The following is a 22,140-nucleotide window of genomic DNA, read 5'->3' as shown; positions in this document are numbered from 1 at the left end:
CATTGCGTATCTTAACCAAACATCAATAGTGTGATTACTAACGTAAATTTTAGGGGTTTGTTGATATTTCGTTGAAGTTAATGACCCGGATTGGCATATGGAGTATTCAGAATATTTATGAAAAAGCGGAAAACCGTGAAGAAGCGTTACGTTATTGCGCTGGTGATAGTCATCGCCGGACTGATTACGTTATGGAGAATTCTTAACGCACCCGTGCCGACTTATCAGACACTGATTGTGCGCCCCGGTGATTTACAGCAAAGCGTGCTGGCGACCGGAAAGCTGGACGCGCTGCGTAAGGTTGACGTGGGCGCGCAGGTCAGCGGTCAGTTGAAAACGCTGTCGGTGGCGATTGGCGATAAAGTAAAAAAAGACCAGCTTTTAGGGGTCATTGATCCTGAACAGGCTGAAAACCAGATCAAGGAGGTCGAAGCAACGCTGATGGAGCTACGCGCGCAGCGGCAGCAGGCGGAAGCGGAGCTGAAACTGGCGCGGGTGACGTATTCCCGTCAGCAACGTCTGGCACAAACGCAGGCGGTTTCACAGCAGGATCTCGACACCGCCGCGACGGAGATGGCTGTGAAACAGGCGCAAATTGGCACCATTGACGCGCAAATCAAGCGCAATCAGGCTTCTCTCGATACGGCTAAAACCAATCTCGATTACACTCGCATCGTTGCCCCGATGGCCGGGGAAGTCACGCAAATCACCACTCTGCAAGGCCAGACGGTGATTGCCGCACAACAAGCACCGAACATTCTGACGCTGGCAGATATGAGCACCATGCTGGTAAAAGCGCAGGTTTCTGAAGCGGATGTAATCCACCTGAAGCCGGGGCAAAAAGCCTGGTTTACGGTACTTGGCGATCCACTGACGCGCTACGAGGGGCAAATCAAGGATGTACTACCGACGCCGGAAAAGGTTAACGACGCTATTTTCTATTACGCCCGTTTTGAAGTCCCCAACCCCAATGGTTTGCTGCGGCTGGATATGACTGCGCAAGTGCATATTCAGCTCACCGATGTGAAAAATGTGCTGACGATCCCTCTGTCGGCGTTAGGCGATCCGGTTGGCGATAATCGTTATAAAGTCAAATTGTTGCGTAATGGTGAAACACGCGAGCGTGAAGTGACGATTGGCGCACGTAACGATACCGATGTTGAGATTGTCAAAGGGCTGGAAGCGGGCGATGAAGTGGTGATTGGTGAGGCCAAACCAGGAGCTGCACAATGACGCCTTTGCTCGAATTAAAGGATATTCGTCGCAGCTATCCTGCCGGTGATGAGCAGGTTGAGGTGTTGAAGGGCATCACCCTCGATATTTATGCTGGTGAGATGGTGGCGATTGTTGGCGCTTCGGGTTCCGGTAAATCGACCCTGATGAATATTCTCGGCTGTCTGGATAAGGCCACCAGCGGCACCTATCGCGTCGCCGGTCAGGATGTTGCCACGCTGGACGCCGATGCGCTGGCGCAACTGCGCCGCGAGCATTTCGGCTTTATTTTCCAGCGTTACCATTTGCTTTCGCATTTAACCGCCGAGCAGAACGTTGAAGTTCCCGCCGTCTATGCTGGTCTTGAGCGGAAACAGCGGCTGCTTCGCGCCCAGGAGTTGCTGCAACGGCTGGGGCTGGAAGACCGTACAGAGTATTATCCGGCACAGCTTTCGGGTGGTCAGCAACAGCGCGTCAGCATCGCGCGGGCATTGATGAACGGCGGTCAGGTAATTCTTGCCGATGAACCAACCGGCGCACTGGACAGCCATTCTGGCGAAGAGGTGATGGCGATCCTGCATCAGCTGCGCGATCGCGGGCATACGGTGATTATCGTCACCCACGATCCGCAGGTCGCTGCTCAGGCCGAGCGGGTGATCGAAATTCGCGACGGCGAAATTGTGCGCAATCCTCCCGCCATTGAAAAAGTGAATGTTGCTGGCGGGACGGAGCCTGTTGTCAACACGGTGTCTGGCTGGCGGCAGTTTGTCAGCGGTTTTAACGAGGCGCTGACGATGGCATGGCGGGCGCTGGCAGCGAATAAAATGCGTACTTTACTGACCATGCTGGGGATTATTATCGGTATTGCGTCGGTGGTTTCCATTGTCGTGGTGGGTGACGCCGCCAAACAAATGGTGCTGGCGGATATTCGTTCTATTGGTACGAATACTATTGATGTCTATCCCGGGAAAGATTTTGGCGATGACGATCCGCAATATCAACAGGCGCTGAAGTACGACGACTTAATCGCCATCCAAAAACAACCGTGGGTCGCCTCAGCCACACCTGCCGTCTCGCAAAACCTGCGCCTGCGTTATAACAATGTTGATGTTGCTGCCAGTGCCAATGGCGTGAGCGGCGATTATTTTAATGTCTATGGCATGACCTTCAGTGAAGGGAACACCTTTAATCAGGAGCAGCTGAACGGTCGTGCGCAGGTCGTGGTTCTCGACAGTAATACTCGCCGCCAGCTTTTCCCCCATAAAGCAGATGTGGTTGGCGAGGTGATTCTGGTCGGCAATATGCCCGCCAGAGTCATTGGTGTGGCGGAAGAAAAACAGTCGATGTTTGGTAGCAGTAAAGTGCTGCGTGTCTGGCTACCTTACAGCACGATGTCCGGGCGAGTTATGGGCCAGTCGTGGCTTAACTCCATTACTGTCAGGGTGAAAGAAGGATTTGACAGCGCCGAGGCGGAACAGCAACTCACGCGTTTACTTTCACTGCGCCACGGAAAGAAGGATTTCTTTACCTGGAACATGGACGGCGTCTTGAAAACTGTTGAAAAGACCACACGTACTTTACAACTGTTTCTGACGCTGGTGGCGGTGATTTCGCTGGTGGTGGGCGGTATTGGTGTAATGAATATTATGCTGGTGTCAGTGACCGAGCGGACGCGGGAAATTGGCATTCGCATGGCTGTAGGTGCGCGAGCAAGCGATGTTTTGCAACAGTTCCTGATCGAAGCCGTACTGGTTTGCCTGGTCGGTGGCGCGTTGGGAATAACACTGTCACTGTTAATTGCTTTCACCTTGCAGCTTTTCTTACCCGGCTGGGAGATTGGTTTTTCACCGTTGGCGCTGCTGCTGGCGTTTCTCTGCTCGACGGTCACCGGGATTTTATTTGGCTGGTTACCCGCACGAAATGCGGCACGACTGGATCCAGTAGATGCTCTGGCACGAGAGTAATTTTTGAGATAAAAATGCCAGCCGATCGGGCTGGCATTTTGCCTTTAGGATGTACACAATGAGACAGAAGAGCTATGCGACTGCCGCTTCTACTTCGACGGGCACAATAACACTGGCGTGATTGCCTTTTGGCCCCTGGTGGACATCAAACTGAACGGATTGTCCAGCTTTTAGCGTTCTGTAACCATCCATCTGAATGGTGGAATAATGAGCGAAAATATCTTCGCCGCCGCCTTCAGGGCAGATGAAACCAAACCCTTTGGCATTGTTGAACCACTTAACAGTACCCTTTTCCATGCTTCGACATCCTTCGCAAATCTTATACAAGTAAGATGGAATAAACCGGGGTCAGAGAGGGGGCTGTTCAAAACCTCGCCAACTCTAGAAATACAATTTAGAGAATTAGGGCGAGCCGTCAAGCATTTGACAGGGGACAAGGGGCAGGTATGAATCAAAAATTTGAAGCAGTTAACGCTATTGACAGGAATGTGACAGATGTCGCTGATGCCAACGATAGATGATAGTTATCTATCATGTGGAGTAGATTGGTCAGGCAAATAAGCTCTTGTCAGCGGCAGGGCGTTCTGCCGATAACCGTAACCGAAGATGATAACTGACAATGGGTAAAACGAACGACTGGCTGGACTTTGATCAACTGGCGGAAGAAAAAGTTCGCGACGCGCTAAAACCGCCATCTATGTATAAAGTGATATTAGTCAATGATGATTACACTCCGATGGAGTTTGTTATTGACGTGTTACAAAAATTCTTTTCTTATGATGTAGAACGTGCAACGCAATTGATGCTCGCTGTTCACTACCAGGGGAAGGCCATTTGCGGAGTCTTTACCGCCGAGGTTGCAGAAACCAAAGTGGCGATGGTGAACAAGTACGCGAGGGAGAATGAGCATCCATTGCTGTGTACGCTAGAAAAAGCCTGAATGCAGGCATAAAAATTGGGGGAGGTGCCTATGCTCAATCAAGAACTGGAACTCAGTTTAAATATGGCTTTCGCCAGAGCGCGCGAGCACCGTCATGAGTTTATGACCGTCGAGCACTTGTTACTGGCGCTGCTCAGTAACCCATCTGCCCGGGAGGCGCTGGAAGCGTGTTCTGTGGATTTGGTTGCGCTCCGTCAGGAACTGGAAGCCTTTATTGAACAAACCACACCCGTTCTGCCTGCCAGTGAAGAGGAGCGCGACACACAGCCGACGCTGAGTTTTCAGCGTGTACTGCAACGTGCGGTCTTCCATGTCCAGTCCTCCGGTCGCAATGAGGTTACCGGTGCAAACGTTCTGGTCGCTATCTTTAGCGAACAGGAGTCGCAGGCGGCATATCTGTTGCGTAAACATGAAGTCAGCCGTCTCGATGTGGTGAATTTTATCTCTCATGGCACGCGTAAAGACGAGCCGACACAGTCTTCTGATCCTGGCAGCCAGCCAAACAGCGAAGAACAAGCTGGTGGGGAGGAACGTATGGAGAATTTCACGACGAACCTGAATCAGCTTGCGCGCGTGGGCGGAATCGACCCACTGATTGGTCGTGAGAAGGAGCTGGAGCGTGCTATTCAGGTTCTCTGCCGTCGCCGTAAAAACAACCCGCTGCTGGTGGGGGAATCTGGTGTCGGTAAAACCGCGATTGCGGAAGGTCTTGCCTGGCGAATTGTTCAGGGCGATGTGCCGGAAGTGATGGCTGACTGTACGATTTACTCTCTCGATATCGGTTCTCTGTTAGCGGGCACAAAATATCGCGGCGACTTTGAAAAACGTTTTAAAGCGTTGCTCAAGCAGCTGGAGCAGGACACTAACAGCATCCTGTTTATTGATGAGATCCACACCATTATCGGTGCGGGTGCAGCGTCTGGTGGTCAGGTCGATGCGGCTAACCTAATCAAACCGTTGCTCTCCAGCGGTAAAATTCGTGTAATTGGTTCGACAACCTATCAGGAGTTCAGCAACATTTTCGAGAAAGACCGTGCTCTGGCGCGTCGCTTCCAGAAAATTGATATTACTGAACCGTCGATCGAAGAAACTGTTCAAATCATCAATGGCCTGAAACCGAAGTATGAAGCGCACCACGACGTGCGTTATACCGCAAAAGCGGTGCGTGCGGCGGTAGAGCTGGCGGTGAAATACATTAACGATCGTCATCTGCCGGATAAAGCCATTGATGTTATCGACGAAGCGGGCGCTCGCGCACGCCTGATGCCGGTAAGCAAACGCAAGAAAACCGTTAATGTGGCGGATATTGAGTCCGTGGTGGCCCGTATTGCACGCATTCCAGAGAAGAGTGTTTCTCAGAGTGATCGTGATACCCTGAAAAACCTCGGCGATCGCTTGAAAATGCTGGTCTTCGGTCAGGATAAAGCCATTGAGGCGCTGACTGAAGCCATTAAGATGGCGCGTGCAGGTTTAGGTCACGAACATAAACCGGTTGGTTCGTTCCTGTTTGCCGGCCCTACCGGGGTCGGGAAAACAGAGGTGACGGTACAGCTTTCGAAAGCTTTGGGCATTGAGCTTCTGCGCTTTGATATGTCCGAGTATATGGAACGCCATACCGTCAGCCGTCTTATTGGTGCGCCTCCGGGATACGTTGGTTTTGATCAGGGCGGTTTGCTGACTGATGCGGTCATCAAGCATCCACATGCGGTGCTGCTGCTGGACGAAATCGAGAAAGCGCACCCGGACGTGTTCAATATTCTGTTGCAGGTGATGGATAACGGTACGCTGACCGATAACAACGGACGCAAAGCAGACTTCCGTAACGTGGTGCTGGTGATGACCACCAACGCCGGGGTACGGGAAACTGAGCGCAAATCCATTGGTCTTATCCACCAGGATAACAGCACCGATGCGATGGAAGAGATCAAGAAGATCTTTACACCGGAATTCCGTAACCGTCTCGACAACATTATCTGGTTTGATCATCTGTCAACCGACGTGATCCATCAGGTGGTGGATAAATTCATCGTCGAGTTGCAGGTTCAGCTGGATCAGAAAGGTGTTTCTCTGGAAGTGAGCCAGGAAGCGCGTAACTGGCTGGCCGAGAAAGGTTACGACCGGGCAATGGGCGCTCGTCCGATGGCGCGTGTCATCCAGGACAACCTGAAAAAACCGCTCGCCAACGAACTGCTGTTTGGTTCGCTGGTGGACGGCGGTCAGGTCACCGTCGCACTGGATAAAGCGAAAAATGAGCTGACTTACGGATTCCAGAGTGCACAAAAGCACAAGGCGGAAGCAGCGCATTAATCTGATTGTCAGGTAGGTTGGTCAAGTCCGTAATCTCGAAAGAGGTTACGGACTTTTTATTTATGGGGTGGAACGGTGAAAACCCTATTTTTGGAGGTGAAGGTAAGTTGTTGATAATTAGTGCTGCTGGAAGGTAAGGATAAAAAAGGGTGCTGCAGGAGAATGGGATGGTTTTGCTTTATTAACAACGGGCTAAACGTGTAGTATTTGAGTTCACTGCCGTACAGGCAGCTTAGAAATTCACAGGTAACATACTCCACCCGCCCACCATGTTCACTGCCGTACAGACAGATAAAATGCGAAAAAAAAGCTCGCACTTTCGTACGAGCTCTTCTTTAAATATGGCGGTGAGGGGGGGATTGACTCGCTTCGCTCGCCCTGCGGGCAGCCCACTCACTGCGTTCGTGGTCTGTCCAACTGGCTGCGCCAGTTGTCGAACCCCGGTCGGGGCTTCTCACCCCCCCTGGAGTGCATTATGCGAAAAAAAGCTCGCACTTTCGTACGAGCTCTTCTTTAAATATGGCGGTGAGGGGGGGATTGACTCGCTTCGCTCGCCCTGCGGGCAGCCCACTCACTGCGTTCGTGGTCTGTCCAACTGGCTGCGCCAGTTGTCGAACCCCGGTCGGGGCTTCTCACCCCCCTGGAGTGCATTATGCGAAAAAAAGCTCGCACTTTCGTACGAGCTCTTCTTTAAATATGGCGGTGAGGGGGGGATTCGAACCCCCGATACGTTGCCGTATACACACTTTCCAGGCGTGCTCCTTCAGCCACTCGGACACCTCACCAAATTGTTTTGTCGCCTGACCTCATGGGGGCAACGGGGCGCTACTATAGGGAGTTGGAGTAAAACGGTCAAGAAGAATTTTAATGATAATTATTGTTTGCTCATACTGTAAACAAGTTGTGCAGTATATCTACATCGAGACAAGTTACGGACTTATACTTCCAAAGTACTTCATACATATCACAAAATAAAAAGGCCGGTTAAACCGACCTTTTACTCGTTCTTTCTCTTCGCCCATCAGGCGGTAAAACAATCAGCGACTACGGAAGACAATGCGGCCTTTGCTCAGGTCGTACGGGGTCAGTTCAACAGTCACTTTGTCGCCCGTCAGGATGCGGATGTAGTTTTTGCGCATTTTACCGGAGATGTGTGCAGTAACCACGTGACCGTTTTCTAACTCTACGCGGAACATGGTATTAGGCAACGTTTCAAGAACGGTACCTTGCATTTCAATATTGTCTTCTTTGGCCATCTAATCCTCTGGGGTATCACTACCGTAATTTGAACCGGCAAGATAATGCCGAAGTTCTGTAAATAAGTAAAGATTTGCGCGCTAAATCGCAACAAACAGGTTCGGCACATTACTCCGAAAACACACGGCTAAGCCGCACCAAAAGCGCAACGTATAAGGGAGCGGTGAGATAAACGATGGGCGTTACCTGACGCGAAAAATTCCTTATCGGCAGCGGGGTAATGAGCGTAACCAACTCTGCGACCGCAATTATAACACTCTGGGGAGAAATGTGCCGAAAACATTCATTCTTGTGGTGAAAACAAGCATCGTGGTACCCAGAAATTATTCGGCAATCGTCCGAGGCGCATTTGATTGAGATAATTAAGGTAATCCCGGCGGAGAATTTCGCAGGCACCAAGCGATGCTGTGTGATCGTTAAGGACCTGGCAGTCGATAAGCTTACCGCCATGACCGATAAATTCCTCACAGAATACCAGAAGCGCCGTTTTAGACGCATTTTCCATCCGGCTGAACATGGACTCGCCACAAAATAGCGTTCCCTGGGCCACGCCGTACATACCGCCGACAAGCTCATCTTCACGCCAGACTTCAATGGAGTGGGCATGGCCGAGTTCGTGAAGGCGATGGTAGGCTTCGACCACGCCACGCGTGATCCAGGTTCCTTCTTCGCGATCGCTGGCACAGCCTTCAATGACCTGACCAAAAGCGTAATTCATCGTGACACGATAGGGCGAGCGTTTATGAAATCGCTTCATACTACGGCTGATATGCAGTGATTCAGGCCAAAGCACCGCGCGAGGATCGGGCGACCACCAGAGGATGGGGTCGCCTGGAGAAAACCACGGAAAAATACCACGCTGGTAAGCCATTAACAGGCGCGCAGGGCTAAGATCGCCCCCCAGAGCCAGCAGGCCGTTAGGCTCACGTAATGCGCCTTCCGGGGAAGGGAAGGCTATTGAATGGCGAGAAAGCTGAACCAGGCGCATGACCGCAAAACTCCACGCAAGTCGGATCGTTCAATAATAGCTTACAAACCCTGCTTAAACTGGTAATAACGCCCCTGTCTGGCAAGCAGTTCTGCGTGAGTACCTTGCTCAATAATTTGCCCGTTGTCCATCACTATTATTTGTTGGAAACGAGAGAGTCCGCGAAGTCGATGGGTGACCATTAACACCGTTTTCTCATGCATCATTTCTGCAAGCAATTCAAGGATCTGACTTTCGGTTGTGGCATCTAAGCCTTCTGTAGGTTCATCCAGCAACACCAGTGGCGCATCATGTAACAGCGCACGGGCGATAGCCAGACGGCGCAGTTCACCACCGGAGAGCTGGCGTCCGCCTTCACCTAACCAACTGTTGAGACCTGCATCCTCGAGCAGCTTCTCCAGACCAACGCGACGCAAGATCTCCGCCAGAGCCTCATCACTACTGCCAGGCGAGGCGAGTAACAGATTATCACGCAGCGTGGCGCTAAACAGATGCACTCGCTGAGGAACAACGCTGATGGTCTGTCGTAGAGCCGCTTCATTCAGGCTGGCTATGGGGCTATCGTTAAGCAAAATCTCGCCCTGTTGCGGGTCCCATGCGCGGGTCAGCAGTTGTAACAGTGTTGATTTGCCGCATCCGGTTCGCCCGAGAATCGCTATATGTTCCCCGGCGTTTACCTGAAGAGAAATCCCTTTAAGTGCCTGTTGAGATTGCTCCGGATAAGTGAACTGAACATCCCGTAACGTCAGCGAAACGCGATAGGCAACACGAGTTTGGGTATCAGGGAAGGTGACTTCCGGTTTTTGATCCGTTAAATCAGTGATCCGAACGGCAGAGGCAATGACTTGCCCCAGATGCTGAAATGCACCCGTTACTGGTGCCAGTGCTTCAAACGCGGCTAACGCGCAGAAGACAAACAGGGCAATTAACGCGCCGGGTTGAGCATTGCCGCCAACGCCGCCAGACGCCATCCACAGCATCAGGATCACCGCTAACGCGCCGATGAGCAGCATTATCGCTTGCGACAATGCGGTCAGTTCAGATTGACGGCGTTGCGCTTCCAGCCATTGAATTTCTGTATTCTCTAATTGCGTGCGATAACGATCGCTGGCACCAAAAATGGTCAGCTCAGCTTGCCCTTGCAGCCAGGCCGTCAGTTGTTGGCGATACTGCCCGCGAAGATGAGTCAGATTTTGCCCGGTGCTTTTTCCCGCACGATAAAACAGCGGTGGCATCAGGAAAAGCGTCAGTAACATAATGCCGCCCAGCGTAAAGGCGAGGGTGAAATCAAGGAAACTTAACCCGATTGTCACCACCATAATCACCACAAAAGCGCCCACCAGCGGCGAGATAACGCGCAGGTAAAGATGATCGAGCGTATCAACATCCGCCACCACGCGGTTGAGCAATTCGCCCTGACGATAGCGCGCCAGTCCGGCAGGGGAGAGGGGCAACAATTTGCTGAAGGTGTAAATGCGCAGATGCTGCAACACGCGGAAAGTCGCGTCGTGACTTACCAGACGTTCAAAATAACGCCCGGCAGTACGGGTGATTGCGGCACCACGCACGCCCGCAGCGGGTAGCATATAGTTGAAGCTGTACAGTCCGGCAACCCCCGCAACCGCTGAGGCCGAGAGGAACCAGCCGGAAAGTGTCAACAGACCGATACTGGCGAGCAGCGTCACAATTGCCAGCACAATACCAAGACTTAACATCCATTTATGACGTTTATACAGTGCCAGATAGGGTAGCAAAGCGCGCATTTAAATCTCCTCCTGACGATGGGCCAGTAATGTGGCGAATGGGCCACCAGCCACACTTAATTCCGCGTAACGTCCTTGCTCAATAATCCGGCCATCCTGCATAACCCAAATGACATCCCACTCAGCAAGATCTTCTAACTGGTGGGTGACCATTAACGTTGTCTGGCGCAGAGAGGCGGCATTCAGCGCCTCCATTACGCGCTGTTCACTGTGAGCATCAAGGCTAGCAGCGGGTTCATCCAACAGTAATAGCGAACAGGGATTTAGTAACGCACGGGCCACCGCCACGCGCTGCGCCTGCCCCACGGAAAGGCGGGCAGCCTGGTCGCCAACAGGCGTATCAACGCCTTGTGGCAGGAGCTGTAGAAACTCGCTGACCCAGGCGTTATCCAGCGCTGCTTGTAATTCTTGTTCGCTGGCATCAGGTCGCGCCAGTAGTACGTTATCCCGCAATGTTGCTGCCGGTAATTGTGGGTTTTGCCCAACCCAGGAGAGATGTTTACGCCATGATTCTGGTGATAAATCGCGTAATTCTATCCCGTTGATTCGTAATGATCCCTGATATGAGAGAAAACCAGAAAGCGCGTTCAACAGTGAACTTTTACCTGAACCGCTGCGACCAACCAACACGGCACGTTGGCCTGCTGGCAAAGTAAAGTTCAGCGGTCCGGCCAGCGTTTTACCTTCCGGCGACGTGATAAACAGATCCTCGGCCTCAATGGTCACCGGATCGGTCGATGCTAATTCCACCTCGCCACGCTGCGGATGGGCGAGCGGGGTTTCCATAAACGTTTTCAGACTGTCAGCTGCACCAACAGCCTGGGCTTTAGCATGATAAAACGTACCGAGATCGCGTAATGGCTGGAAAAACTCTGGCGCAAGGATCAGGGCCAGAAAACCCGCAGCCAGCGTCACGCCAGTATCGTAGTGACCAAAATCCAGCTCGCCGAGATAGGAAAAACCAAAGTAGACCGCCACCAGAGCAATTGACAGCGAGGTAAAAAATTCGAGAATGCCGGAGGATAAAAACGCCAGTCGTAGCACTTCCATTGTCCGTTGGCGGAAATCTTCCGAAGCAGAACGAATACTTTCAATTTCAGCTTCACCACGACCAAAAATACGCAATGTTTCCATGCCGCGCAGGCGATCGAGGAAATGCCCACTTAAGCGAGCAAGAGCGAGAAAGTTACGTCGGTTAGCATCGGCAGCCCCCATTCCAACCAGCGCCATAAACAACGGAATTAGCGGTGCTGTGCCCAGCAGAATGAGCGCCGCAGCCCAGTTAGAGGGGAAGATCGCCACCACAATCAGCAACGGCACCGACACTGCCAGCGCCATTTGCGGCAGATAGCGTGCATAGTAATCATGCATATCGTCAATTTGCTCGAGTACCAGCGTCGCCCAGCTCCCCGCAGGTTTACCCTGAATCCACGCTGGCCCTGCTTGTTGCAGACGGTCGAGAACCTGACGGCGGATGGCAAAGCGGATATGCTGCCCGGCGTGATAACCCACCCGTTCGCGTAACCAGACCACCCATGCGCGCAGTACAAAGGTCAGAACCAGTAACGTAAAGGGAAGCAGCAGGGCTTCACGGGGAATATTCTCCATAATCATATGTTGCAGAATTCGCGCCATGAACCAGGCCTGGGCAATGATCAATATGCCGCTCACAAAGCCCAGCAGACGAGAAATATTCAGCCAACGTTGGGAGATGACGCTTTGCTGTTTTAACCAGCGGGTTAACTCTTTTTGACGAGATTTATTCATTGCACGCTTAGCAGGTGAGTTATCAGAATTATTTGCAGAGCAATGTTACAACGGGGAAAAAATAAAGGCGACCCATAGTCGCATGGTGTCGCCTTCTTTACTTTTGTTACTGATTTGTAAAATTATTTTGCGTCAGCTAAACCATCGAGGTAGCGTTCCGCATCAAGTGCTGCCATGCAGCCTGTACCAGCAGATGTAATGGCCTGGCGATAAATGTGATCCATCACGTCGCCTGCGGCAAAGACGCCAGGAATGCTGGTCTGGGTGGCATTACCATGAATACCCGACTGCACTTTGATGTAGCCGTTTTCCAGTTCCAGCTGCCCTTCGAAAATGGCAGTATTCGGGCTGTGACCGATAGCAACAAACAGACCGGCAACGTCGAGTGACTCGATGTTATCGCTGTTTTGCGTATCGCGCAGACGAACGCCAGTGACACCCATTTGATCGCCGGTCACTTCTTCCAGCGTACGGTTGGTGTGCAGAATGATGTTGCCGTTCTCCACTTTATCCATCAGACGCTTAATAAGGATTTTTTCCGCGCGGAAACCGTCACGGCGGTGAATCAGATGCACTTCCGAAGCGATGTTAGACAGATACAGCGCCTCTTCAACCGCGGTATTGCCGCCGCCGATGACCGCAACTTTCTGGTTGCGATAGAAGAAACCGTCGCAGGTTGCACAAGCAGAAACCCCACGGCCTTTAAAGGCTTCTTCAGAGGGCAGGCCGAGATAGCGTGCAGAAGCTCCGGTGGCAATAATCAGCGCGTCGCAAGTGTATTCGCCGTTATCGCCATTCAGACGGAACGGACGGTTTTGCAGATCCACCTTGTTGATATGATCAAAAATGATCTCAGTTTCAAACTTGGTGGCATGTTCGTGCATGCGCTCCATTAATAACGGACCGGTCAGATCGTTTGGATCGCCAGGCCAGTTTTCCACTTCCGTGGTGGTGGTCAGTTGGCCGCCTTTTTCCATGCCGGTAATCAGCACAGGTTGCAGGTTGGCGCGCGCCGCGTAGACAGCAGCGGTGTATCCCGCCGGGCCTGAACCCAGGATAAGCAGTTTACTGTGTTTGGTCGTGCCCATGAGATCCCCATAGTTGTTGGCAGACAATGGGCAGGATTGTAGGGAATTTACAGACGTAAAAAAAGAGTATGACGATTTTGTTAACAATTTGTGCAATCGGCAGCATCGATAAGCAGGTCAAATTCTCCCGTCATTATCACCTCTGCTACTTAAATTTCCCGCTTTATAAGCCGATTAAATGATGAATAAACGCCCCTGTTAATGAATATCTGGCATGTTGTACTAAAAATCGATGTTTTGCTTTGACAATCCCCTGGTGTTTTGCGAAAACATTCGAGGAAGAAAAAAAACAGTATTCTTATATGCGCATAACCATGCATGTAAATACCATGTTTACCGTGCTAGTGAAATCTACGTATGGCGTGGACAGACGCCATTCGTGATGTCGATAGCTGCCACAAGGCAACGGTCTTCTCACCGTAGACCCAGGCATTGCGCGCCGTGAATCTTCATGATTTCGGTCTATCGTGACGGGTAGCGACTCTGAACAGTGATGTTTCAGGGTCAGACAGGAGTAGGGAAGGAATACAGAGAGACAATAATAATGGTAGATAGCAAGAAGCGCCCTGGCAAAGATCTCGACCGTATCGATCGTAACATTCTTAATGAGTTGCAAAAGGATGGGCGTATTTCTAACGTCGAGCTTTCTAAACGTGTGGGACTTTCCCCAACGCCGTGCCTTGAGCGTGTGCGTCGGCTGGAAAGACAAGGGTTTATTCAGGGCTATACGGCGCTGCTTAACCCCCATTATCTGGATGCATCACTTCTGGTATTCGTTGAGATTACTCTGAATCGTGGCGCACCGGATGTGTTTGAACAATTCAATACCGCTGTACAAAAACTTGAAGAAATTCAGGAGTGTCATTTAGTATCTGGTGATTTCGACTACCTGTTGAAAACACGCGTGCCGGATATGTCAGCTTACCGTAAGTTGCTGGGGGAAACCCTGCTGCGTCTGCCTGGCGTCAATGACACACGGACATACGTTGTTATGGAAGAAGTCAAGCAGAGTAATCGTCTGGTTATTAAGACGCGCTAACACGGAACAGGTGCAAAATCGGCGTATTTTGATTACACTCCTGTTAATCCATACAGCAACAGTACTGGGGTAACCTGGTACTGTTGTCCGTTTTAGCATCGGGCAGGAAAAGCCTGTAACCTGGAGAGCCTTTCTTGAGCCAGGAATACACTGAAGACAAAGAAGTCACATTGACAAAGTTAAGTAGCGGCCGTCGCCTTCTGGAAGCGTTGCTGATCCTTATTGTCCTGTTTGCCGTCTGGTTGATGGCTGCCTTACTAAGCTTTAACCCTTCGGACCCCAGCTGGTCGCAAACGGCCTGGCATGAACCTATCCATAATTTAGGTGGGATGCCCGGTGCGTGGCTGGCAGATACGCTGTTCTTTATTTTTGGCGTGATGGCTTACACCATTCCCGTCATTATTGTCGGCGGTTGTTGGTTTGCCTGGCGTCATCAGTCCAGTGACGAATACATTGATTATTTTGCCGTTTCGCTACGCATCATTGGCGTTTTGGCGCTCATCCTTACCTCCTGTGGTCTGGCGGCAATCAACGCTGACGATATCTGGTATTTTGCCTCCGGTGGCGTCATTGGCAGCTTACTAAGCACTACGCTACAACCACTGCTACACAGTAGCGGGGGAACTATTGCGCTGCTCTGCGTTTGGGCTGCGGGCCTGACGCTGTTCACCGGTTGGTCATGGGTGACCATTGCTGAAAAACTCGGCGGCTGGATTTTAAACATTCTCACCTTCGCTAGTAATCGTACCCGTCGCGATGATACCTGGGTCGATGAAGATGAATATGAAGATGACGAAGAGTATGAAGATGAAAACCACGGCAAACAGCATGAATCACGCCGTGCCCGTATTCTTCGCGGCGCGCTAGCGCGTCGTAAACGGTTGGCGGAAAAATTCATTAATCCGATGGGGCGGCAAACAGACGCTGCGTTGTTCTCCGGTAAGCGGATGGATGATGACGAAGAGATTACCTACACTGCACGCGGTGTGGCTGCCGACCCGGACGACGTCCTATTTTCGGGCAATCGTGCAACGCAGCCAGAATATGACGAATACGATCCATTATTAAACGGTGCGCCAATTACCGAACCTGTCGCTGTGGCAGCTGCTGCTACCACGGCGACACAAAGCTGGGCTGCGCCGGTTGAACCTGTGACTCAGACGCCGCCTGTTGCCTCTGTTGATGTTCCACCTTCGCAACCTACAGTAGCCTGGCAGCCTGTACCGGGTCCACAAACGGGAGAGCCGGTTATTGCTCCTGCACCGGAAGGTTACCCACAGCAGTCACAATATGCGCAGCCTGCAGTGCAATATAATGAGCCGCTGCAACAACCAGTACAGCCGCAGCAGCCGTATTATGCACCTGCAGCTGAACAACCTGCGCAACAACCTTACTACGCTCCTGCGGCGGAACAACCTGTTCAGCAACCGTATTACGCCCCTGCGCCAGAACAACCGGTGGCAGGTAACGCCTGGCAAGCCGAAGAGCAGCAATCCACTTTTGCTCCACAGTCTACATACCAGACTGAGCAAACTTATCAGCAACCAGCCGCTCAGGAGCCGTTGTACCAACAGCCGCAATCCGTTGAACAGCAGCCTGTTGTGGAGCCTGAACCCGTTGTAGAAGAGACAAAACCCGCGCGTCCGCCGCTTTACTATTTTGAAGAAGTGGAAGAGAAGCGAGCCCGTGAACGTGAACAACTTGCGGCCTGGTATCAACCGATTCCAGAACCGGTTAAAGAACCAGAACCGATCAAATCTTCGCTGAAAGCACCTTCTGTTGCAGCAGTACCTCCAGTAGAAGCCGCTGCCGCTGTTTCCCCGCTGGCATCTGGCGTGAAAAAAGCGACACTGGCGACGGGGGCTGCCGCAACCGTTGCCGCGCCAGTCTTCAGTCTGGCAAATAGCGGTGGACCGCGTCCTCAGGTCAAAGAGGGGATTGGTCCGCAGTTGCCACGACCGAAACGTATCCGCGTGCCAACTCGTCGTGAACTGGCGTCTTACGGTATTAAGCTGCCCTCACAGCGTGCGGCGGAAGAAAAAGCCCGTGAAGCCCAGCGCAATCAGTACGATTCTGGCGATCAGTACAACGATGATGAAATCGATGCGATGCAGCAGGATGAACTGGCACGTCAGTTCGCCCAGACACAGCAGCAACGCTATGGCGAACAGTATCAACATGATGTGCCCGTAAACGCAGAAGATGCAGATGCTGCGGCAGAGGCTGAACTGGCTCGTCAGTTTGCGCAAACTCAACAACAACGTTATTCCGGCGAACAACCGGCTGGGGCGAATCCGTTCTCGCTGGATGATTTTGAATTTTCGCCAATGAAAGCGTTGCTGGATGATGGTCCACACGAACCGTTGTTTACGCCAATTGTTGAACCTGTACAGCAGCCGCAACAACCGGTTGCACCGCAGCAGCAATATCAGCAGCCGCAACAACCAGTTCCGCCGCAGCCGCAGTATCAGCAGCCACAACAGCCGGTTGCGCCGCAGCCACAATATCAGCAGCCGCAACAACCGGTTGCGCCACAGCAGCAATATCAGCAGCCGCAACAACCGGTTGCGCCGCAGCCGCAGTATCAGCAGCCACAACAGCCAGTTGCGCCACAACCGCAGGATACCCTGCTTCATCCGCTGTTGATGCGTAATGGCGACAGCCGTCCGTTGCATAAACCGACGACGCCGCTGCCTTCTCTGGATTTGCTGACACCGCCGCCGAGCGAAGTGGAGCCGGTAGATACCTTTGCGCTTGAACAAATGGCTCGCCTGGTGGAAGCGCGTCTGGCTGATTTCCGTATTAAAGCCGATGTCGTCAATTACTCTCCGGGGCCGGTTATCACTCGCTTTGAATTGAACCTGGCACCGGGCGTAAAAGCGGCGCGCATTTCTAACTTGTCACGGGACCTTGCCCGTTCACTTTCGACGGTGGCGGTGCGTGTCGTTGAAGTTATTCCTGGCAAACCCTATGTAGGTCTGGAGTTACCGAATAAAAAACGACAAACCGTTTATCTGCGCGAAGTTTTGGATAACGCCAAATTCCGCGATAATCCGTCGCCATTAACCGTGGTGCTGGGTAAAGATATCGCCGGTGAGCCGGTGGTTGCCGATCTGGCGAAAATGCCGCACTTGTTGGTTGCGGGGACTACCGGTTCCGGTAAATCTGTCGGTGTGAACGCGATGATCCTGAGCATGCTTTATAAAGCACAGCCAGAAGATGTGCGTTTCATCATGATCGACCCGAAAATGCTGGAGCTTTCGGTTTATGAAGGCATTCCGCATCTGTTAACGGAAGTCGTTACTGATATGAAAGATGCCGCCAACGCGCTGCGCTGGTGTGTTAACGAGATGGAGCGTCGGTATAAACTGATGTCTGCGCTGGGTGTGCGTAATCTGGCGGGTTATAACGAAAAAATTGCTGAAGCCGATCGCATGATGCGTCCGATTCCAGACCCGTACTGGAAGCCGGGTGACAGTATGGATGCCCAGCATCCGGTGCTGAAAAAAGAACCATACATTGTGGTGTTGGTTGACGAATTTGCCGACCTGATGATGACGGTAGGTAAAAAAGTGGAAGAGCTGATAGCTCGTCTGGCGCAAAAAGCTCGTGCCGCGGGTATCCACCTCGTACTGGCAACTCAGCGTCCATCGGTTGATGTTATTACTGGTCTGATTAAAGCGAATATTCCGACCCGTATCGCCTTTACCGTATCCAGTAAGATTGACTCACGTACCATTCTTGATCAGGCTGGCGCGGAATCACTGCTGGGTATGGGGGATATGCTCTACTCTGGGCCGAACTCCACGTTGCCGGTACGTGTCCATGGTGCTTTTGTTCGCGATCAGGAAGTTCATGCCGTGGTGCAGGACTGGAAAGCGCGTGGTCGCCCACAGTATGTTGATGGCATCACCTCCGACAGCGAAAGCGAAGGTGGTGCGGGTGGTTTCGATGGCGCTGAAGAACTGGATCCGTTGTTCGATCAGGCGGTGCAGTTTGTCACTGAAAAACGCAAAGCGTCAATTTCTGGCGTACAGCGTCAGTTCCGCATTGGTTATAACCGTGCAGCGCGTATTATCGAACAGATGGAAGCGCAGGGGATTGTCAGCGAACAGGGGCACAACGGTAATCGTGAAGTGCTGGCCCCACCGCCGTTTGACTAATTAATGCATTGCCGGATAAGGCGCGGTAGCGTCGCATCCGGCACTCTATCAACTGAAAATTCAGTATTTTCTTCTTTCCTCAAGCTGATTATTAGCCTGGAATAGAGAGTAGAGGGAACTCCCGATCGGGAGTGACGTAATTTGAGGAATAATGATGAAAAAAATTGCCATCACCTGTGCATTACTCTCAAGCTTAGTAGCAAGCAGCGTTTGGGCTGATGCCGCAAGCGATCTGAAAAGCCGCCTGGATAAAGTCAGCAGCTTCCACGCCAGTTTCACACAAAAAGTGACTGACGGTAGCGGCGCGGCGGTGCAGGAAGGTCAGGGCGATCTGTGGGTGAAACGTCCAAACTTATTCAACTGGCATATGACACAACCTGATGAAAGCATTCTGGTTTCTGACGGTAAAACACTGTGGTTCTATAACCCGTTCGTTGAGCAAGCTACGGCAACCTGGCTGAAAGATGCCACCGGTAATACGCCGTTTATGCTGATTGCCCGCAACCAGTCCAGCGACTGGCAGCAGTACAATATCAAACAGAATGGCGATGACTTTGTCCTGACGCCGAAAGCCAGCAATGGCAATCTGAAGCAGTTCACCATTAACGTGGGACGTGATGGCACAATCCATCAGTTTAGCGCGGTGGAGCAGGACGATCAGCGCAGCAGTTATCAACTGAAATCCCAGCAAAATGGGGCTGTGGATGCAGCGAAATTTACCTTCACCCCGCCGCAAGGCGTCACGGTAGATGATCAACGTAAGTAGAGGCACCTGAGTGAGCAATCTGTCGCTCGATTTTTCGGATAATACTTTTCAACCTCTGGCCGCGCGTATGCGGCCAGAAAATTTAGCACAGTATATCGGCCAGCAACATTTGCTGGCTGCGGGGAAGCCGTTGCCGCGCGCTATCGAAGCCGGGCATTTACATTCTATGATCCTCTGGGGGCCGCCGGGTACCGGCAAAACAACTCTCGCTGAAGTGATTGCCCGCTATGCGAACGCTGATGTGGAACGTATTTCTGCCGTCACCTCTGGCGTGAAAGAGATTCGCGAGGCGATCGAGCGCGCCCGGCAAAACCGCAATGCAGGTCGCCGCACTATTCTTTTTGTTGACGAAGTTCACCGTTTCAACAAAAGCCAGCAGGATGCATTTCTGCCACATATTGAAGACGGCACCATCACTTTTATTGGCGCAACCACTGAAAACCCGTCGTTTGAGCTTAATTCGGCACTGCTTTCCCGTGCCCGTGTCTATCTGTTGAAATCCCTGAGTACAGAGGATATTGAGCAAGTACTAACTCAGGCGATGGAAGACAAAACCCGTGGCTATGGTGGTCAGGATATTGTTCTGCCAGATGAAACACGACGCGCCATTGCTGAACTGGTGAATGGCGACGCGCGCCGGGCGTTAAATACGCTGGAAATGATGGCGGATATGGCCGAAGTCGATGATAGCGGTAAGCGGGTCCTGAAGCCTGAATTACTGACCGAAATCGCCGGTGAACGTAGCGCCCGCTTTGATAACAAAGGCGATCGCTTTTACGATCTGATTTCCGCACTGCATAAGTCGGTACGTGGTAGCGCACCCGATGCGGCGCTGTACTGGTATGCGCGAATTATTACCGCTGGTGGCGATCCGTTATATGTCGCGCGTCGCTGTCTGGCGATTGCGTCTGAAGACGTCGGTAATGCCGATCCACGGGCGATGCAGGTGGCAATTGCGGCCTGGGATTGCTTTACTCGCGTTGGCCCGGCGGAAGGTGAACGCGCCATTGCTCAGGCGATTGTTTACCTGGCCTGCGCGCCAAAAAGCAACGCTGTCTACACTGCGTTTAAAGCCGCGCTGGCCGATGCTCGCGAACGCCCGGATTATGACGTGCCGGTTCATTTGCGTAATGCGCCGACGAAATTAATGAAGGAAATGGGCTACGGGCAGGAATATCGTTACGCTCATGATGAAGCAAACGCTTATGCTGCCGGTGAGGTTTACTTCCCGCCGGAAATAGCACAAACACGCTATTATTTCCCGACAAACAGGGGCCTTGAAGGCAAGATTGGTGAAAAGCTCGCCTGGCTGGCTGAACAGGATCAAAATAGCCCCATAAAACGCTACCGTTAATGTTATCGTTGCGGTAATGTTGTTACTGTATCCCTGTGGTCGCAGGCTGTGGCCACATCTCCCATTTAATTCGATAAGCACAGGATAAGCATGCTCGATCCCAATCTGCTGCGTAATGAGCCAGACGCAGTCGCTGAAAAACTGGCACGCCGGGGCTTTAAGCTGGATGTAGATAAGCTGGGCGCTCTTGAAGAGCGTCGTAAAGTATTGCAGGTCAAAACGGAAAACCTGCAAGCGGAGCGTAACTCCCGATCGAAATCCATTGGCCAGGCGAAAGCGCGCGGGGAAGATATCGAGCCTTTACGTCTGGAAGTGAACAAACTGGGCGAAGAGCTGGATGCAGCAAAAGCCGAGCTGGATGCTTTACAGGCTGAAATTCGCGATATCGCGCTGACCATCCCTAACCTGCCTGCAGATGAAGTGCCGGTAGGTAAAGACGAAAATGACAACGTTGAAGTCAGCCGCTGGGGTACCCCGCGTGAGTTTGACTTTGAAGTTCGTGACCACGTGACGCTGGGTGAAATGCACTCTGGCCTCGACTTTGCAGCTGCAGTTAAGCTGACTGGTTCCCGCTTTGTGGTAATGAAAGGGCAGATTGCTCGCATGCACCGCGCACTGTCGCAGTTTATGCTGGATCTGCATACCGAACAGCATGGCTACAGTGAGAACTATGTTCCGTACCTGGTTAACCAGGACACGCTGTACGGTACGGGTCAACTGCCGAAATTTGCTGGCGATCTGTTCCATACTCGTCCGCTGGAAGAAGAAGCAGACACCAGTAACTATGCGCTGATCCCAACGGCAGAAGTTCCGCTGACTAACCTGGTGCGCGGTGAAATCATCGATGAAGATGATCTGCCAATTAAGATGACCGCCCACACCCCATGCTTCCGTTCTGAAGCCGGTTCATATGGTCGTGACACCCGTGGTCTGATCCGTATGCACCAGTTCGACAAAGTTGAAATGGTGCAGATCGTGCGCCCGGAAGACTCAATGGCGGCGCTGGAAGAGATGACTGGTCATGCAGAAAAAGTCCTGCAGTTGCTGGGCCTGCCGTACCGTAAAATCATCCTTTGCACTGGCGACATGGGCTTTGGCGCTTGCAAAACTTACGACCTGGAAGTATGGATCCCGGCACAGAACACCTACCGTGAGATCTCTTCCTGCTCCAACGTTTGGGATTTCCAGGCACGTCGTATGCAGGCACGTTGCCGCAGCAAGTCGGACAAGAAAACCCGTCTGGTTCATACCCTGAACGGTTCTGGTCTGGCTGTTGGTCGTACGCTGGTTGCAGTAATGGAAAACTATCAGCAGGCTGATGGTCGTATTGAAGTACCAGAAGTTCTGCGTCCGTATATGAACGGACTGGAATATATTGGCTAATACCCAATTTTTCTGAATCTAAAAAGCGCCTGCGGGCGCTTTTTTTGTCTCCCTTTGATACCGAACAATAATTACTCCTCACTTACACGTAATACTACTTTCGAGTGAAAATCTACCTATCTCTTTGATTTTCAAATTATTCGATGTAT

16 protein-coding genes, 1 tRNA gene and 1 other RNA gene are annotated in these 22,140 nt (G+C 51.9%); 10 read left to right on the top strand and 8 right to left on the bottom strand.

The features are described 5' to 3' along the window. Positions 1-117 precede the first annotated feature (117 nt). Together macA and macB are read left to right on the top strand one after the other, a co-directional pair. Positions 118-1,233, top strand: coding sequence for a macrolide transporter subunit MacA (gene macA, locus AB4H76_RS14920; protein WP_000746460.1), 1,116 nt, complete (start codon positions 118-120; stop codon positions 1,231-1,233). After that, positions 1,230-3,176: a macrolide ABC transporter ATP-binding protein/permease MacB gene (gene macB / locus AB4H76_RS14915; protein WP_000188180.1), complete on the top strand. Its 1,947-nt coding sequence runs from the start codon at positions 1,230-1,232 to the stop codon at positions 3,174-3,176. The genes macA and macB overlap by 4 nt, the downstream gene beginning before the upstream one ends. Positions 3,177-3,248: 72 nt before the next feature. On the opposite strand, the gene cspD is transcribed toward macB, so the two are convergent. Beyond that, positions 3,249-3,473 carry a cold shock-like protein CspD gene (gene cspD / locus AB4H76_RS14910; protein WP_000410785.1) on the bottom strand — a complete coding sequence of 75 codons (225 nt, stop codon included), beginning with the start codon at positions 3,471-3,473 and terminating at the stop codon, positions 3,249-3,251. 149 nt (positions 3,474-3,622) lie between these two features. On the opposite strand from cspD, the gene yljB reads away from it, so the two are divergent. From yljB to clpA, 3 genes are all read left to right on the top strand, one after another. Next, positions 3,623-3,697 (top strand): protein YljB, encoded by a 75-nt coding sequence (yljB, locus tag AB4H76_RS14905; protein ID WP_001406719.1) that lies wholly within the window; start codon positions 3,623-3,625, stop codon positions 3,695-3,697. 98 nt (positions 3,698-3,795) lie between these two features. Continuing rightward, positions 3,796-4,116 (top strand): ATP-dependent Clp protease adapter ClpS, encoded by a 321-nt coding sequence (gene clpS, locus AB4H76_RS14900; RefSeq protein ID WP_000520781.1) that lies wholly within the window; start codon positions 3,796-3,798, stop codon positions 4,114-4,116. 30 nt (positions 4,117-4,146) lie between these two features. Continuing rightward, entirely contained in the window at positions 4,147-6,423 is a 2,277-nt protein-coding gene (gene clpA, locus AB4H76_RS14895) for an ATP-dependent Clp protease ATP-binding subunit ClpA (RefSeq protein WP_000934040.1), read from the top strand. A gap of 342 nt (positions 6,424-6,765) precedes the next feature. Here the strand turns inward: clpA and AB4H76_RS14890 are convergent. The 7 genes from AB4H76_RS14890 to trxB all read right to left on the bottom strand — a co-directional run bounded on the left by AB4H76_RS14890 (position 6,766) and on the right by trxB (position 13,286). Then, positions 6,766-6,901: non-coding RNA, RtT sRNA (locus tag AB4H76_RS14890), on the bottom strand. 219 nt (positions 6,902-7,120) lie between these two features. After that, positions 7,121-7,208: transfer RNA gene (locus AB4H76_RS14885), tRNA-Ser, on the bottom strand. Positions 7,209-7,460: 252 nt separating this feature from the next. After that, complete coding sequence (infA, locus tag AB4H76_RS14880; RefSeq protein ID WP_001040187.1) at positions 7,461-7,679, bottom strand: translation initiation factor IF-1; 219 nt, start codon at positions 7,677-7,679, stop codon at positions 7,461-7,463. Positions 7,680-7,963: 284 nt separating this feature from the next. Beyond that, positions 7,964-8,668 (bottom strand): leucyl/phenylalanyl-tRNA--protein transferase, encoded by a 705-nt coding sequence (gene aat / locus AB4H76_RS14875; protein ID WP_001241677.1) that lies wholly within the window; start codon positions 8,666-8,668, stop codon positions 7,964-7,966. Positions 8,669-8,709: 41 nt separating this feature from the next. Further along, positions 8,710-10,431 (bottom strand): heme ABC transporter ATP-binding protein/permease CydC, encoded by a 1,722-nt coding sequence (gene cydC, locus AB4H76_RS14870; RefSeq protein ID WP_001202201.1) that lies wholly within the window; start codon positions 10,429-10,431, stop codon positions 8,710-8,712. Next, the gene (gene cydD, locus AB4H76_RS14865; RefSeq protein WP_001043621.1) at positions 10,432-12,198 is read right to left on the bottom strand and encodes a heme ABC transporter permease/ATP-binding protein CydD; all 1,767 of its coding nucleotides are present in this window, start codon (positions 12,196-12,198) and stop codon (positions 10,432-10,434) included. Between the two features lie 122 nt (positions 12,199-12,320). Then, positions 12,321-13,286 carry a thioredoxin-disulfide reductase gene (gene trxB / locus AB4H76_RS14860; RefSeq protein WP_000537418.1) on the bottom strand — a complete coding sequence of 322 codons (966 nt, stop codon included), beginning with the start codon at positions 13,284-13,286 and terminating at the stop codon, positions 12,321-12,323. Positions 13,287-13,830: 544 nt separating this feature from the next. Here trxB and lrp point away from each other — a divergent pair. The 5 genes from lrp to serS all read left to right on the top strand — a co-directional run bounded on the left by lrp (position 13,831) and on the right by serS (position 21,991). Beyond that, entirely contained in the window at positions 13,831-14,325 is a 495-nt protein-coding gene (lrp, locus tag AB4H76_RS14855; RefSeq protein ID WP_000228473.1) for a leucine-responsive transcriptional regulator Lrp, read from the top strand. A gap of 134 nt (positions 14,326-14,459) precedes the next feature. Continuing rightward, a complete protein-coding gene (ftsK, locus tag AB4H76_RS14850; RefSeq protein WP_073544309.1) occupies positions 14,460-18,488 on the top strand; it encodes a DNA translocase FtsK in 4,029 nt (1,342 codons plus the stop codon). A gap of 154 nt (positions 18,489-18,642) precedes the next feature. Then, complete coding sequence (gene lolA / locus AB4H76_RS14845; RefSeq protein ID WP_001295343.1) at positions 18,643-19,254, top strand: outer membrane lipoprotein chaperone LolA; 612 nt, start codon at positions 18,643-18,645, stop codon at positions 19,252-19,254. A gap of 10 nt (positions 19,255-19,264) precedes the next feature. Beyond that, positions 19,265-20,608 carry a replication-associated recombination protein RarA gene (rarA, locus tag AB4H76_RS14840; protein ID WP_000067755.1) on the top strand — a complete coding sequence of 448 codons (1,344 nt, stop codon included), beginning with the start codon at positions 19,265-19,267 and terminating at the stop codon, positions 20,606-20,608. Between the two features lie 90 nt (positions 20,609-20,698). Then, on the top strand, positions 20,699-21,991 hold the full coding sequence (serS, locus tag AB4H76_RS14835) for a serine--tRNA ligase (RefSeq protein WP_000886683.1): 1,293 nt from the start codon (positions 20,699-20,701) through the stop codon (positions 21,989-21,991). Positions 21,992-22,140: the final 149 nt, after the last annotated feature.

It is taken from the genome of Escherichia sp. UTM R2, assembly GCF_048593455.1.
In the GTDB taxonomy this organism is placed as follows: domain Bacteria; phylum Pseudomonadota; class Gammaproteobacteria; order Enterobacterales; family Enterobacteriaceae; genus Escherichia; species Escherichia coli.
Note: the sequence above shows the minus strand (reverse complement) of the source record. Positions and strands in the feature narration are given on the sequence as shown.